This window comes from Enterococcus sp. VV15, assembly GCF_005236045.1.
In the GTDB taxonomy this organism is placed as follows: Bacteria; Bacillota; Bacilli; order Lactobacillales; family Enterococcaceae; genus Enterococcus_B; species Enterococcus_B durans.
Window position 1 is genome coordinate 42,082 of record NZ_QPTY01000013.1, and the last position, 14,050, is coordinate 56,131.

Here is a 14,050-nt window from a genome sequence, read left to right on the forward strand (position 1 = left end):
GAATCACAATGGAGGATCAAAAAAATCTTGAAGCCATCATGGGATTGATCATGTTTGGCGGAAATGCAAAAAGCGATGCAATGGAAGCGATTGCCGCTGCGAAAAAAGGCAATTTTGAATTAGCCGATGCAAAAATCAAAGATGCAGAAGAATCATTAGTACAAGCGCATCATTCTCAAACAGAAATGCTGACACAAGAAGCTCAAGGGAATCATGTGGAAGTAACATTATTGACTGTTCATAGTCAAGATCACCTGATGACTTCGATTGCTTTTACTGATTTAGCAAAAGAAATTATCGATCTATACCGTCGCTTAGGCGTATAAATCGAAATGGTAAAATAGAAAAGAGGAAAGAAACATGGATAAATTTGTTGCATTTATGGAGAAACATTTTATACCTGTCGCATCTAAAATTGGGGCACAGCGACATTTAGTTGCGATTCGTGACTCATTTATGGTTAGTATGCCATTAATGATCTTGGGTGCTTTGGCGGTAATGATCAATAACTTACCGATTCCAGGATTCCAAGAATTGATGAATTCAATCTTTGGTGGAGAAGCTTGGAAAGGATTCGGAACATCAGCTTGGAACGGAACTTTTGCGATCCTTTCTGTTTTGATTGCTTTCTTACTCGCTTATCATTTAGCAAACGGGTATCGTAAAGACGGCGTATCTGCCGGCGTTATTTCTTTAGGATCATTCTTCGCTCTAGGCGGAGCTTTGGGCATGAGCTCAAATGGTTTATTTATTGCTATTATTGTTGGGATTATTTCAACAGAAATCTTTGTTCGTTTAAGTGGAAATGAAAAATTGATCATCAAAATGCCTGATGGTGTACCACCAGCAGTTGCGAAAGCTTTTGCTTCACTATTACCAGCAATGATCACGATCTCATTCTTTGCATTGATTGCTGCAATCTTTGCTGCATTCGGTGTGGCTGATATCGTTGGTGCATTCTATACACTTGTTCAAGAACCATTCATGGGATTAGCAAACTCTTACCCATCTGCACTACTTTTAGCTTTCATTACACCATTCTTATGGTTCTTTGGTTTACATGGTGCAAATATGGTCGATCCATTGATGCAAACAATCAACGCACCAGCAATTGAAGCAAATGTGAATGCAATTGCCGCAGGACACAGCGCACCATTCATCGTTAACAAACCTTTCTTTGACAGCTTTGTTAACTTAGGTGGTACAGGAGCTACTTTAGGTCTTCTATTAGCGATTTACTTAGTTGGCCGCAGAAACAAACCATACATGGTCGTGACGAACTTGTCGATCGCACCAGGTATCTTCAACATCAATGAACCAACAATGTTTGGTTTGCCGATCGTATTGAACCCGATCATGTTCATTCCGTTCATCTTGACACCAATGGTTTTAGTATCTGTAGCTTACTTTGCTACTTCTACTGGTCTAGTTCCAGCAGCTACAGTTATGCCACCATGGGTAACACCACCAATCATTGGCGGGGTCTTAGCAACGAAAAGTATTTCTGGCGGTATCTTAGCCGCAGTCAACTTGCTATTGTCAGTCTTGATCTATCTACCGTTCGTTAAAGTAGCGACGATCCAAGAAAAAAGAAAAGAAGAATTAAGCGCTTAATAGTTGATTATCGAGCATAACGATAATTCAGTTTATATGAAGATGAGATAAAAGTAATCTTTACTTTTATCTCATCTTCTTTGCTGTTTAGTAGAAAAAAGCAAAAAGGAGGGTGTTCACGAATAACCATGCTATAATAGTGCAAATGTGAATGGGAGTGGGAGATAAATGAAAGGATACCAACTATTAAAGTTAAGGGAACGACCCGAATGGAAGAAGCAGACAGCGGAATGGTTTGCTTCTAAATGGCATCTACCTTATTCAGTATATGAAGAAAGTATTGATGAAACTATCTCACAAGTACAACCAGTTCCTCAGTGGTATATCGTGTTAAATGAAGATGAAGAAATCATCGCTGGTGCAGGGATCATCGACAATGATTTTCATGATCGTCCTGATTTGATGCCTAATCTGTGTGCTTTATTTGTAGAAAAAGAATATCGAAATCAAGGAATTGCACAAGAAATTTTAATGTTAGCGAAAAAAGACATGAAAAATATGGGGACCGAACGGTTGTATCTCGTGACGGATCACACTGATTTTTATGAAAGATATGATTGGGAATTTTTATCGATGGTCCAAGATAACGAAGGAATACCAGTGCGTATGTATCAAATCAATACTGCCGAAGACTAGAGAAGTTGTAAAAATGGATCTGACGAAATGTTCAGCCTGAAAAAACGCGTAGAGCGTGGAACAAAAGTAAGAAACACTTTTATTTCATTCTTTAAAAACGAATAAACGGTAGGAGCAGAAACAAATCCTTCGGAGATAATCCGAAATTCACAAAGATTTGAAAAGAAATTTTCGTGAATTTCGGATTATTTCTCGGAGTTAAATACTTCTGCCCTAGCCTCTTTCGAGATTAGACGGCTGCTTGTTTATAGAAGAAGAAGTGCTTTTTTGAAACAAGAGAACGATAGCTATCCATTTTGGATAGGTGTGACACATAACTTTTCTCTCTAATAAAAACTTAGGTTTTATTTTGCTGAAGTTTTTCTTTCTTCTTTTCATCGTAGATAAAGACATTACGGATGATTTTTAAGACAGGGCGAGCTGTCAAAAAGACCGCTCCTGCAAGATAGCAGTAGGTGCTGTAACGATCGGGTATCTTTGTCAGAAGAGCAACACTTCCAAAAATATAGAAGATCCCTGTCAAAAAATCGACTGCGAGTGAAAGCAAAGTATAACGATTTTGAAAATAAAGACGGAATCGTTGACCGCGTATCTCGATGTCTTCTTCTTTTCCAATATCTATTTCGTGCGTATTTCGCTTGATTTCTGGCATTTAACTCACCTAACTATTGATTAAAACTAAGGTTTCAAAACAACTTTGATATTTTTATCTTCTTTTTTGTCAAAGATTTCATATGCGCATGCAGCATCTGTCAATGGCATTGCATGTGTGATGATTTGTGCTGGGTCAAACAGGTTATCAGCAATCATCTCGTAGATTTTTGGCATCAAGTGAACGACTGGTGCTTGACCGTGTTTCACAGTGATATCTCGCATAAAAAATTCTTGTAAAGGATACGATGAAGCAGGAGTCATGTAAACGCCTGTGATTTGGACAGTTCCAAATTTTTTCGCTGCTTTTGCAGCAATCTGAATCGGTGAAATCGTTCCGCTTTGTAAGCTAACTAGATTTTTCGCCTTTTCGTTGACCGGTTCTAATCCATCCATTCCCACACAGTCTATAATGACATCCGCACCACCTTTTGTTAATTCATAGAGGTCAGTACCTGCATTTTGAACATCCTCTAAGAGAAATGTTTCTACATTGTTGTATCTTCCGGCTTTATCGATTCGATGTTGCACAGGGTCCACTGCGATCACGCGAGAAGTGCCTGCTATCGTTGCGAATTTTTGTGCAAATAATCCGACAGGGCCTGATCCTAAGACGATCACTGTATCGCCTTGTTTCACGCCCGCATTTTGGACACTCCAATAAGCTGTAGGAAGAATATCAGATAAGAAAAGAACTTTTTCATCTGCTAGGTCGTTGTCTGGTACGATAAAAGAAGTGGTATCTGCAAAAGGTACTCTAAGATATTCTGCTTGTCCACCCCAATGGTTGCCATTCAGACTACCAAAACCAAATAACCCACCATACAGTTGATCAGAGTTCGAGCGGTCGCACTGACTTTCCATCTCGTTCAGACAAAAGTGGCAATGCCCACAACTAATGTTAAAGGGTATGACCACACGCTGCCCTTTTTTCAACTTGGTAACAGCAGAACCAACTTCTTCGACGATACCCATCGGTTCATGACCTACGACATAACCTTTTTCCAAAACAGCTTCACCATGATGATAAAGATGCAGATCGGAGCCGCAAATTGCTGTAGCGGTGATACGGATAATCGCATCGGTTGGTTCTAAAATTTTGGGATCCTCAACATTTCGAATCTCCATTTTTTGTTTGCCTTGCCAAGTAACGGCTTTCATAAAAAAATCTCCTCTCATCAAGAACAGGTAGCAACCAATCATTATTTCTAGATGTAATCTACTTTCATTCTAAAGGAGGCTTGATCATATTGATAATAAAATGCTTGTTCAAAATAGAAAGTGACAATTAAAATAACTTTGTTATGATTGAGATAACAAATTAATGTTAGTATAATAGTAAAATAGACGTATTCATTTCATTAAAATAACGTTTATGATCAAATACATATCCATAAAAGGAGGGAATCGATGGAAGAAGAGAAAACATCCCGTATCAGGTTAGGTGTTTTATTACTGATTTGTACGGTTTCTTTATTAGGAACGATTTCTTTAGGAATTGTCAAAGGAACTTTTTTTAATCAGTCTTTTTTGCTCGAACAAACGAAAAAAACAGAGTACAGTCAACTTGTTGCAAATGAAATCAGTCAAAATTTTCAAGAAGATAATTTGGAAGAAAGTGAATATGCAAAAGTCATCGCTACTTCGATCCCACAAACGTTTATCGAACAGTCGATCAAAGTATTCATCCATGATACATATACAGGGAGCAAACGTAAGGTAAGTGAAACAACGGAGGTAACAGAAAAAATAGACAGTGTGCTTCAATCATACATACAAGAGCATCAATTGACGTTGGATGAGACAGAAAAAAATAAGATCGAAACAATGAAAGTGACCTTGGTGAATCAATTTCAGCGAACAGCAGGAAGTTATTATCTCTTTTACTTTATTCATAATATGATCGAGAAGATGGAGAAAAGTGATTTTCTTTTTCTGATCATGCTCAGTATCTTTCTTGTCTGCCAACTCATTATCATTCTTTTATCAAGAAAAAATATAAGCCGCTTCATACGATATACTTCTTTGCAACTGGGGGGAGTAGGCGGTGTGCTACTCCTAGTTGCTGGTGCTCTTTACATGAGTCATTTGTCGCAAAATCTGGAATTTAGATCACCAGCTGTTCAGATATTGATGGCTAGCTATATTCAAACCGTTCTTTCCTATTTTGTTATTTCAGGAGGAATCATTGCTAGCTTTGGTGTGATCCTTGGGCTATACAGTTTTGCGCGATATAAGAAAAAAGAGCGAGTTCCAAAGTAACTGAGAGAATAAATGTATTTTGTTCCAATAATATAGCAATTATAGATAGTAGAACAAATCAACAAAATGAAAGAAGCGAGCATACTCTGGAGAGAATAGGTTCGCTTCTTTGCATAACAGTCTATAAAAATCAGGGCTAGAAGTACGCTATTAGTTAAAAGATTCAAAAAGAGGGGAGTTGAATCACTAGGTTTTCACGATTTAGTAAAACATGTTTTTCATAACCCGAATAGACGGTGTTCAAAGAGTACCTCCTCAGCCCTAGCTCAAAAAAAATGCAAAATATGAGGAGCAATTTTTCATTTTTTTTTACTAGTGCTCGGGGCAAAACGCTCTTTTCACAACCTTTAGTCAAACATTTTCTTTGCCGCACGCATAAGCGTTGGAATGTCTTTGTCGTAACGTGGGGTTTTGACTAAACGGGACATTGGGATTCCGGCAAAGTGGAAGGCTGCTATTTCTCCGGAACGGACAGCGCTTTGTTCCGTAAAGATCATTTGATAAGGTTGTTCAACGAATTCACCAGTGAATGCTAAGTTTGTTGAATGTTGTGGAATGACTTTTGGACGGTCGCTTTTTGCTCGATTGTTGAATAAAGCAGATGCGTATGGCATATATACTGGGATATTGTTGACGACACTAGCAAAGATTTCTTTTTCTTTTGTGCGAATATTTTCTGGACCAGGATCGACTTTGGATAGTTGGCCGATCAATTCTTCCAACATTTCTTTCCCATTCATCTTGATATATTGTTTATCCACAAATTCTCCACGGCGTCTTGGGTATAAGAAGTATCCCCAAATGACAGTTTCATTTGGTTTTTGTGAAGTGAAATGTGGTTGATGATGCACAACGATTGACATATTGACGTCTTTTTGACCTAATGGTGTGATCGGTGTGGTAGAGATAAAGGAATTCAACGCATTTCCTGGAACTTGCGTAGTGATTCGAGTGATTTCGTTCAATAATAAATGATCTTTTGTTGTCAAAGTGAAGCTGACCCATTCACTTGCATCACGATCTGCGAAAAATTTATCGGGATTTCCTACATTATAAAAACGTTCGCTTGCTTTTTTCCATAAGCTAGAAGCTGCACCGTAATCCATATTTTCAACAGCGGGGATTTCATAGTCACCTAGTGTTGCGGAGTCAGTGATTGAACCGTTTGTGAAAAGAACAGCTGTATCACTATCAACTGCTACATATTCCTCTTCATCAGTAAGGGTATTGATCATTTTCAATCCTGTAACGGTAATTTCATCTTGCATAGGTGTTTCTTTGAATTTCCAATCGATTACGCGACGATTTAAAATGATTTGACATCCTTGAGCTTTTAAATAATTGATGAGTGGCAACATGATGCTTTCATATTGGTTATAACGAGTCCGGTTTACGCCGACCAGATGCTCGATTTGAGTAAATTCATAGATCATTTGGTGCATGTAGCGACGGAGTTCTTGAGCAGAGCTACGAGTACGGAAAGCAAATGTTGTTTCCCACATGAACCAGAAGTTTGTTTCAAAGAAATGGGGGTCATCTTTGAAATATTCTTCGATTGTCACATTGTCCAATTTTTCTTCTTCTGAATCAGGCATAGCGATCAATTTTGTTAATAACAAACGGTCTTTGTTATTGAAACCAAGTTTTCCGCCATCAATGATTCCTTTTCCACCTTCCATCAAACGTGCTTTGTCAAATGTCCGATGTTTTGCATCAAAATCTCTAGTATCTTCTGCCGCAGTCATGCCTGGTTCCGTTGCAGAAGGAATGCGATTTAATAAATCCATCAGATCCACATAAGTTCGATAATTCAACATTCGTCCACCACGAGCGACATAACCTTTTTGATTTTCTAAGGGATGATTTTTATTCCAGTATTCATCTGTGACAGTATCTGTTGGAGCACCATCATTTGAACCATGATCATCTAAAGAATAAAATGTAATCTGATCACCATTCCATTTGCCTTCTTGAATCAAATAAACCGCAGCTGCCATATTGGCGATACCTGCGCCAATCATAATTGCTTTACTTTTTCTCATTGTGATTCCTCCAGTATTTTACAAGTGAACGGACTAACGACTTTCTTCGATTTGTTAGATTGATTCGTATTCATCGTATAGATGGCTGTCGTCTTCGAGCAATCCAGTTTTCTTTCCTAGATATACAGCACCTAACGCCAATAAACCTAATCCAACACTGATTTTGATCAATTTTTTGCTCATAAGAAAATCCTCCTTTGAATTTTTGTCACGTCTATCTAACTAAAAGGATAGTTTCTTTTGGAGAAATTGCCAAATGATAGGGTAAGAGAAATTAGGTGATTTTGACAGATTGTTCATTGTGTCTGAATTTAATAAAAAAAGTGTGTAGAAGGAAAATCATTTTTTATGGGAAGAAAATCTATCAGGATAGGAGAGAGGATCAGTAAAGAAGAGGTATATCGAAAGCATCAATTCGTTATTTAACTCAGGTGTTTTTTAAATAAAAAGAAGGAGGGAAAGAGATTAAAAAACATAAGTTGTTTAATTACGGTAAAGGTACGTGGCCTTTGATATTTCGTCTATTGAATGCAAAAAAACAAATATTATAAAATTTGTTTGTGTTATAGTATAAATATAAAATTATCTGAAAAGTCATGATTGGTGAACAAAATAAAAAAGCACCGAGAACAGTGCTTGCTTTCAAAGCTGGATACGGACAATGCCTTATTTTAACTTGCTATGTTGATTTGAATGCTACCAACAATTTTATTATACCAAAATTTAGAGCGGTTACAAGTGGTAGAACACAAAAATTTATATAGAAATAAAAATATAGGAGCGGATTCTTCCAAGAGTGGACAATCAGAATTTTTGCAGTTTTGATCAGAAATGAGAGGGTGAAGAGTGAATGGCAAAAGATTATACGATAGGATTAGACATTGGAACGAATTCAGTAGGTTGGGCGGTCATCACAGATGAGTATCGCTTGATGGCAAAAAAAAATGTCTATCCATGGAAATACCGAGAAGAAAAAGGTGAAAAAGAATTTTTGGGGTGCACGTTTGTTTGATGAAGGGCAAACAGCTGAGGCTAGAAGAAGTAAACGGACAACACGCCGAAGATTGTTGCGCAGAAGATACCGTATATTGGAATTGCAAAAAATCTTTGTAGAAGAAATCTTGAAAATAGATACCAATTTTTTTGTACGATTGGACGAAAGCTTTTTGAAGCCAGAGGACAAACAGTATACTCGTTTTCCGATCTTCCCCACAATGGCAGAAGAAAAATCGTATTATCAAACGTACCCAACAATTTATCACTTGCGTCAGAAATTAGCTGATTCAACGGAAAAAGCAGACATCCGATTGGTGTATCTTGCTTTAGCACATATCATCAAATACCGTGGCCATTTTTTATTTGAAGGAGAATTGGATACAGAAAATACTTCTGTGGAAGAAACATTTAAAGATTTTCTTGAGATCTATAATGAACAATTTGAACAAGCCAGTGCTTTCTACGAAGGCATTGCTGCGATTCTGACGGAAAAAATTTCTAAAACTAAAAAAGTAGAGAAAATTCTTCAGTACTATCCTACGGAAAAGACGAATGGATGCTTTGCTCAATTCTTAAAATTGGTCGTGGGGAATCAAGGAAATTTCAAACAAGTTTTTGACTTGGATGAAGAGGCTAAAATCCAACTATCGAAAGAAAGTTATGAAGAAGAGCTTGAAAGTCTCTTAGAAAAAAGTGGCGAAGAATTTCGTGATGTATTTCTTCAGGCAAAAAAGGTGTATGACGCTATTTTACTTTCAGACATCCTCTCAACGAAAAAACAGAACTCAAAAGCAAAATTATCATTGGGAATGATCGAGCGGTATGACAGCCATAAAAAAGACTTAGAAGAACTAAAACAGTTCGTGAAGGCCAACCTTCCTGAAAAAACAGCAATTTTTTTCAAAGATAGTTCAAAAAACGGTTACGCTGGTTATATTGATGGAAAAACAACGCAAGAGGACTTTTATAAATTTCTCAAAAAAGAATTGAATGGTGTCGCAGGTAGCGAGTGTTTCATGGAAAAAGTCGATCAGGAAAATTTTTTATTGAAACAACGAACGACTGCGAATGGTGTCATTCCTCATCAAGTACACTTAACCGAACTCAAGGCAATCATTGAACGCCAAAAGCCATACTACCCGTTTTTAGAAGAAGCACGTGATAAAATGATTCATTTGCTGACTTTCCGCATTCCTTACTATGTAGGTCCTTTGGCACAATGTGAAGAAACCAGTTCATTTGTGTGGTTGGAAAGAAAAACACCTGAGAAAGTAACGCCATGGAACGCAACATAAGTGATTGATTACAGTGCTTCAGCAATGAAATTCATCCAACGAATGATCAATTATGATACGTACCTTCCAACAGAAAAAGTGTTGCCTAAACATAGTATGCTTTACCAAAAATACACCATATTCAATGAGCTAACCAAGGTAGCCTATAAGGATGAACGAGGGATAAAACACCAATTTTCAAGTAAAGAAAAACGAGAAATCTTTAAAGAACTTTTTCAAAAACAACGAAAAGTAACGGTGAAGAAACTACAGCAGTTTCTTTCTGCTAACTACAATATCGAAGATGCAAAAATTTTAGGGGTTTATAAAGCATTCAATTCTTCGTATGCGACATACCATGATTTTTTGGATCTAGCAAAACCCAATACAGAAAGAGTAGCAGAGTTGCTAGAACAGCCTGAAATGAACGCAATGTTCGAAGATGTTGTGAAGATACTCACTATTTTTGAAGATCGTGAAATGATCCGAACACAACTGAAAAAATATCAGAGTGTCTTGGGGGATGGATTCTTTAAAAAATTAGTAAAGAAACATTACACTGGTTGGGGACGTTTGTCTGAACGATTGATCAATGGGATTAGAGACAAGAAAACGAATAAAACGATCCTTGATTATCTGATCGATGATGATGATTTTCCTTACAATCGTAATCGCAACTTTATGCAATTGATCAATGATGACAGTCTATCGTTCAAAGAAGAATTAGCAAATGAACTGGCTTTGGCAGGTAATCAGTCATTACTAGAAGTAGTCGAGGCGCTCCCAGGCAGCCCATCAATCAAAAAAGGTATCTGGCAAACACTTAAGATCGTTGAAGAATTGATTGAAATCATTGGCTACAATCCAAAAAATATCGTAGTTGAGATGGCTCGAGAGAACCAACGAACTAATCGTTCAAAACCACGCTTGAAAGCATTGGAAGAAGCATTAAAAAACTTTGATAGCCCTCTATTAAAGGAGCAACCCGTAGACAATCAGGCACTTCAAAAAGACCGTTTATATCTTTACTATTTGCAAAACGGTAAAGATATGTATACAGGAGAAGCCTTAGATATTGATCGACTTTCGGAATACGATATCGATCACATCATTCCGAGAAGTTTTATCGTGGATAACTCGATCGATAATAAAGTATTGGTATCGTCTAAAGAAAATCGTCTGAAAATGGATGACGTTCCAGGCGAAAAAGTTGTTATTGACATGAGAAGATACTGGGAAAAATTGTTGAGAGCCAACTTGATCAGTGAAAGAAAATTCGTTTATTTGACTAAACTGAAGTTGACACCTGAAGACAAGGCGCGATTTATTCAACGGCAATTAGTGGAAACGAGACAGATCACTAAGCATGTTGCTGTTATTTTGGATCAATACTTCAATCAACCAGAAGAAAGCAAGGATAAAGGTATTCGGATCATCACCTTAAAATCATCCTTAGTTAGTCAGTTTCGAAAAACTTTTGGCATCCATAAAGTGCGAGAAATCAACAACCATCACCATGCACACGATGCATATTTGAATGGGGTAGTAGCAATTGCGTTACTCAAAAAATATCCAAAACTTGAACCTGAATTTGTGTATGGAAATTATACTAAATTCAATTTGGCGACAGAAAATAAAGCAACGGCGAAAAAAGAATTTTACTCGAATATTCTAAGATTTTTTGAAAAAGAAGAATACTCTTGTGATGAAAATGGCGAGATTTTCTGGGATAAAGCAAGACATATTCCCCAGATCAAAAAGGTCATCAACTCACATCAAGTCAATATCGTCAAAAAAGTTGAAGTACAAACAGGTGGTTTTTACAAAGAAACGGTAAATCCGAAAGGAAAACCAGATAAACTGATCCAAAGGAAAAATGGTTGGGATGTTTCGAAATATGGTGGATTTGGCAGTCCAATGGTGGCTTATTCAGTTGCGTTTATTTATGAAAAAGGAAAGGCACGCAAAAAAGCAAAAGCGATCGAAGGAATCACTATCATGGAGCAGTCCTTATTTGAACAAGATCCAATTGGATTTTTAAGTAATAAAGGATACTCAAATGTTACCAAATTTATCAAATTGCCCAAGTATACATTGTATGAATTAGAAAATGGACGGCGAAGAATGGTTGCCAGTAATCAAGAATCTCATAATTGAAAATCGTTGGTATTGTCCAATCATTCAGTGACACTACTTTATCACGCACAACGGTATGATGAAATCGCCCATAAAGAAAGTTTTGATTACGTAAATGCGCACAAAAAGGAATTTTTAAGTGTATTGAACGAAGTAATCACTTTTGCACAAAAAAACATCTATCCACCTAGGAGTTTAAATAAAGGCGAAGGACTAATGGAGTTATATGAAAAAAATCAAGAAAAGGATATGTCAGCAATTGCTCAGTCTTTTATTAATTTATTACAGTTAGATACTATAGGAGCACCTACAGATTTTAAATTTTTTGGAACAGAATTCAAAAAGATAGGATACAGAAGTTTAACTGACATTTGGAAGGCAACGATTATCTATCAATCAATTACTGGACTACGCGAAACTAGGACAAGGATGGCGACTCTATGGGATGGCGAACAGTAATCATCAATACGCATTCGAAGTTGACCTATACGAATAATCATTTGATTTTTAAAACTGCGCAAAAGATCGAGAAGATCCATCTTTCGGAAATCGATATTTTAGTGTTAGAAACAACCGATATCACATTGACGACGATGTTGGTAAAACGCCTGATGGATGAAAAAATCTTAGTGATCTTCTGTGATGATAAACGACTACCAACGGCGAAACTGCTGCCATTTTATGGAAGACATGACAGTAGTTTGCAACTGCCAAAGCAAATTCAATGGACGCCAGAGTTAAAAGGAATTGTTTGGACAGACATCATTGCGCAAAAAATCCAAAACCAGTATAACCTTTTGCAAGCAAATGGCTTTCATGAAAAAGCGGAAGCTTTATCAACTTTAAAAAATGGATTAGAAATATTTGATCCCACAAATCGGGAAGGACATTCAGCGAGAATCTATTTTCAAACATTGTTTGGTACTAAGTTTTCGCGGGAGTCCACTACAGAATTAAATGCTAGCTTAAACTACGGCTATACCCTACTAATGAGCCTATTTGCAAGAGAAATCGTTAAGAATGGTTGTATGACACAATTTGGCTTGAAGCATGCCAATCAGTTCAATGATTTTAATCTCGCAAGTGATTTGATGGAACCGTTTCGCCCTTTAGTGGATCAAATCGTATTTGCGTATCGAGAAAAAGAATTTCCGATTATCAAAAGAAGATTGTTTGATTTGTTCTCGGAAAAGTATCTGTATGGTAAGAAAGAAATGTTTTTGACCAACATCGTGGCTGATTATACTAACAAGGTAGTCAAGGTGTTAAACAATGATCTGAAAGGAGTTCCTCAATTCAGGATATGAGCTATCGCTATATGAGAATGATATTGATGTTTGACATGCCCACTGATACCAGTGACGACCGTAAAGCGTATCGAAGATTTAGAAAATTTTTGTTAAGTGAAGGGTTTATTATGCACCAGTTCTCCGTATACAGTAAGTTGTTGCTGAATGATACTGCTAACAAAGCAATGTTGGGACGATTAAGAACCAATAATCCTAAAAAGGGATTGATCACGTTATTGACGGTTACGGAAAAACAATTTGCACGAATGGTTTATTTGAATGGCGTGAGGGATGTTAGTACAGCTAATTCTGATCAGCGTGTGGTGTTTCTTGGGGAGGATGCAGATGATGAATCTTAATTTTCCAATACTGGATCAACCAGTAAAAATTGAAAAAGGCACATTCTTCGTTATTGAAGATGTAGCAGTATTTGCCAATCTCACTAAATGTCTTTATAGATATGAAGAAGGAGAGTTGAAATTATTCAACGACCAGTATCAAAAATTGAAAGCAACAGAAATAATGGTCGTGACGGATATATTAGGATTCGATGTAAATTCAGCACCAGTTTTAAAATTGATCTATGCAGATCTGGAGCAACAGTTGAATGAAAAAGGTGAAGTAAAATCCATGATCGACAAATTGACCACTACGATCAGCGAATTGATCGACTACGAGTTATTAGATCATGAATTGGACTTGGAAAGTGATGAAATCACGGTACTGGAACTGTTTAAAGCACTTGGTATAAAAATTGAAACGCACAGTGATACCATCTTTGAGAAAATGTTGGAGATATTGCAAGTATACAAATATCTCTCTAAAAAGAAATTACTAGTTTTCGTCAATACATGCGCTTATTTTACTTTAAAGGAGTTATTGGAGATACAAAATTACATCTCTTTGTACAACATGGATGTTTTATTTCTTGAACCACGTAAAATTGAGGGAGTCCCTCAAAGAGTTTTAGATAAAGACTATTTTTTGACATAAAAACTATGCTAAAATGAACTTAAGAACGAATGACTTGAAGCAGTCATTCAGCATTCAAAGACGAGAGTTTTGCTATGGACGAGTAGTTCGGTGATAAATCACGTAGAAAAAATCTTCTGCGTTTTAGAGCTATGTTGTTTGAATGTTTAGAGGATGA

11 protein-coding genes and 1 pseudogene are annotated in these 14,050 nt (G+C 36.9%); 8 read left to right on the top strand and 4 right to left on the bottom strand.

Features of this window, described 5'->3' with window-relative positions:
• The first annotated feature begins 8 nt into the window (after positions 1–8).
• The 3 genes from DVW83_RS06595 (at position 9) to DVW83_RS06605 (ending at position 2,250) form a co-directional block, all read left to right on the top strand.
• Positions 9–326, top strand: coding sequence for a PTS lactose/cellobiose transporter subunit IIA (locus DVW83_RS06595; RefSeq protein WP_104661493.1), 318 nt, complete (start codon positions 9–11; stop codon positions 324–326).
• A 34-nt stretch (positions 327–360) separates the two neighbouring features.
• The gene (locus tag DVW83_RS06600) at positions 361–1,614 is read left to right on the top strand and encodes a PTS sugar transporter subunit IIC (RefSeq protein ID WP_104661492.1); all 1,254 of its coding nucleotides are present in this window, start codon (positions 361–363) and stop codon (positions 1,612–1,614) included.
• A gap of 168 nt (positions 1,615–1,782) precedes the next feature.
• Positions 1,783–2,250, top strand: a complete 468-nt coding sequence (locus DVW83_RS06605) for a GNAT family N-acetyltransferase (RefSeq protein WP_104661491.1) — start codon at positions 1,783–1,785, stop codon at positions 2,248–2,250.
• A gap of 337 nt (positions 2,251–2,587) precedes the next feature.
• Here DVW83_RS06605 and DVW83_RS06620 read toward each other — a convergent pair whose 3' ends face one another.
• Together DVW83_RS06620 and DVW83_RS06625 are read right to left on the bottom strand one after the other, a co-directional pair.
• The gene (locus DVW83_RS06620; RefSeq protein ID WP_104661489.1) at positions 2,588–2,902 is read right to left on the bottom strand and encodes a YrhK family protein; all 315 of its coding nucleotides are present in this window, start codon (positions 2,900–2,902) and stop codon (positions 2,588–2,590) included.
• A 26-nt stretch (positions 2,903–2,928) separates the two neighbouring features.
• Complete coding sequence (locus DVW83_RS06625; protein ID WP_104661488.1) at positions 2,929–4,062, bottom strand: alcohol dehydrogenase catalytic domain-containing protein; 1,134 nt, start codon at positions 4,060–4,062, stop codon at positions 2,929–2,931.
• A 249-nt stretch (positions 4,063–4,311) separates the two neighbouring features.
• Here DVW83_RS06625 and DVW83_RS06630 point away from each other — a divergent pair, with 249 nt between their 5' ends.
• Positions 4,312–5,163, top strand: a complete 852-nt coding sequence (locus tag DVW83_RS06630; RefSeq protein WP_104661487.1) for a hypothetical protein — start codon at positions 4,312–4,314, stop codon at positions 5,161–5,163.
• Between the two features lie 347 nt (positions 5,164–5,510).
• Here the strand turns inward: DVW83_RS06630 and DVW83_RS06640 are convergent, their stop codons facing one another.
• Together DVW83_RS06640 and DVW83_RS06645 are read right to left on the bottom strand one after the other, a co-directional pair.
• A complete protein-coding gene (locus DVW83_RS06640; RefSeq protein ID WP_104661486.1) occupies positions 5,511–7,205 on the bottom strand; it encodes an oleate hydratase in 1,695 nt (564 codons plus the stop codon).
• A 54-nt stretch (positions 7,206–7,259) separates the two neighbouring features.
• Positions 7,260–7,388, bottom strand: a complete 129-nt coding sequence (locus DVW83_RS06645) for a methanol dehydrogenase (protein WP_104661485.1) — start codon at positions 7,386–7,388, stop codon at positions 7,260–7,262.
• 667 nt (positions 7,389–8,055) lie between these two features.
• Here DVW83_RS06645 and cas9 point away from each other — a divergent pair.
• From cas9 to csn2, 4 genes and pseudogenes are all read left to right on the top strand, one after another.
• Positions 8,056–12,070: pseudogene (gene cas9 / locus DVW83_RS06650) on the top strand (type II CRISPR RNA-guided endonuclease Cas9).
• A complete protein-coding gene (cas1, locus tag DVW83_RS06655) occupies positions 12,052–12,918 on the top strand; it encodes a type II CRISPR-associated endonuclease Cas1 (RefSeq protein ID WP_104661484.1) in 867 nt (288 codons plus the stop codon). Before cas9 ends, cas1 begins: the two are co-directional and overlap by 19 nt.
• Positions 12,915–13,259 carry a CRISPR-associated endonuclease Cas2 gene (cas2, locus tag DVW83_RS06660; RefSeq protein WP_005877885.1) on the top strand — a complete coding sequence of 115 codons (345 nt, stop codon included), beginning with the start codon at positions 12,915–12,917 and terminating at the stop codon, positions 13,257–13,259. Before cas1 ends, cas2 begins: the two co-directional genes overlap by 4 nt.
• Positions 13,249–13,893, top strand: coding sequence for a type II-A CRISPR-associated protein Csn2 (csn2, locus tag DVW83_RS06665; protein WP_123862976.1), 645 nt, complete (start codon positions 13,249–13,251; stop codon positions 13,891–13,893). The genes cas2 and csn2 overlap by 11 nt, the downstream gene beginning before the upstream one ends.
• Positions 13,894–14,050 lie beyond the last annotated feature (157 nt).

Bases quoted from the DNA above. Each gene is read 5' to 3' on its own strand.
- DVW83_RS06595 (WP_104661493.1), top strand. From the start codon at position 9: ATGGAGGATCAAAAAAATCTTGAAGCCATCATGGGATTGATCATGTTT.
- DVW83_RS06600 (WP_104661492.1), top strand. From the start codon at position 361: ATGGATAAATTTGTTGCATTTATGGAGAAACATTTTATACCTGTCGCA.
- DVW83_RS06605 (WP_104661491.1), top strand. From the start codon at position 1,783: ATGAAAGGATACCAACTATTAAAGTTAAGGGAACGACCCGAATGGAAG.
- DVW83_RS06620 (WP_104661489.1), bottom strand. From the start codon at position 2,902: ATGCCAGAAATCAAGCGAAATACGCACGAAATAGATATTGGAAAAGAA.
- DVW83_RS06625 (WP_104661488.1), bottom strand. From the start codon at position 4,062: ATGAAAGCCGTTACTTGGCAAGGCAAACAAAAAATGGAGATTCGAAAT.
- DVW83_RS06630 (WP_104661487.1), top strand. From the start codon at position 4,312: ATGGAAGAAGAGAAAACATCCCGTATCAGGTTAGGTGTTTTATTACTG.
- DVW83_RS06640 (WP_104661486.1), bottom strand. From the start codon at position 7,205: ATGAGAAAAAGTAAAGCAATTATGATTGGCGCAGGTATCGCCAATATG.
- DVW83_RS06645 (WP_104661485.1), bottom strand. From the start codon at position 7,388: ATGAGCAAAAAATTGATCAAAATCAGTGTTGGATTAGGTTTATTGGCG.
- cas1 (WP_104661484.1), top strand. From the start codon at position 12,052: ATGGGATGGCGAACAGTAATCATCAATACGCATTCGAAGTTGACCTAT.
- cas2 (WP_005877885.1), top strand. From the start codon at position 12,915: ATGAGCTATCGCTATATGAGAATGATATTGATGTTTGACATGCCCACT.
- csn2 (WP_123862976.1), top strand. From the start codon at position 13,249: ATGAATCTTAATTTTCCAATACTGGATCAACCAGTAAAAATTGAAAAA.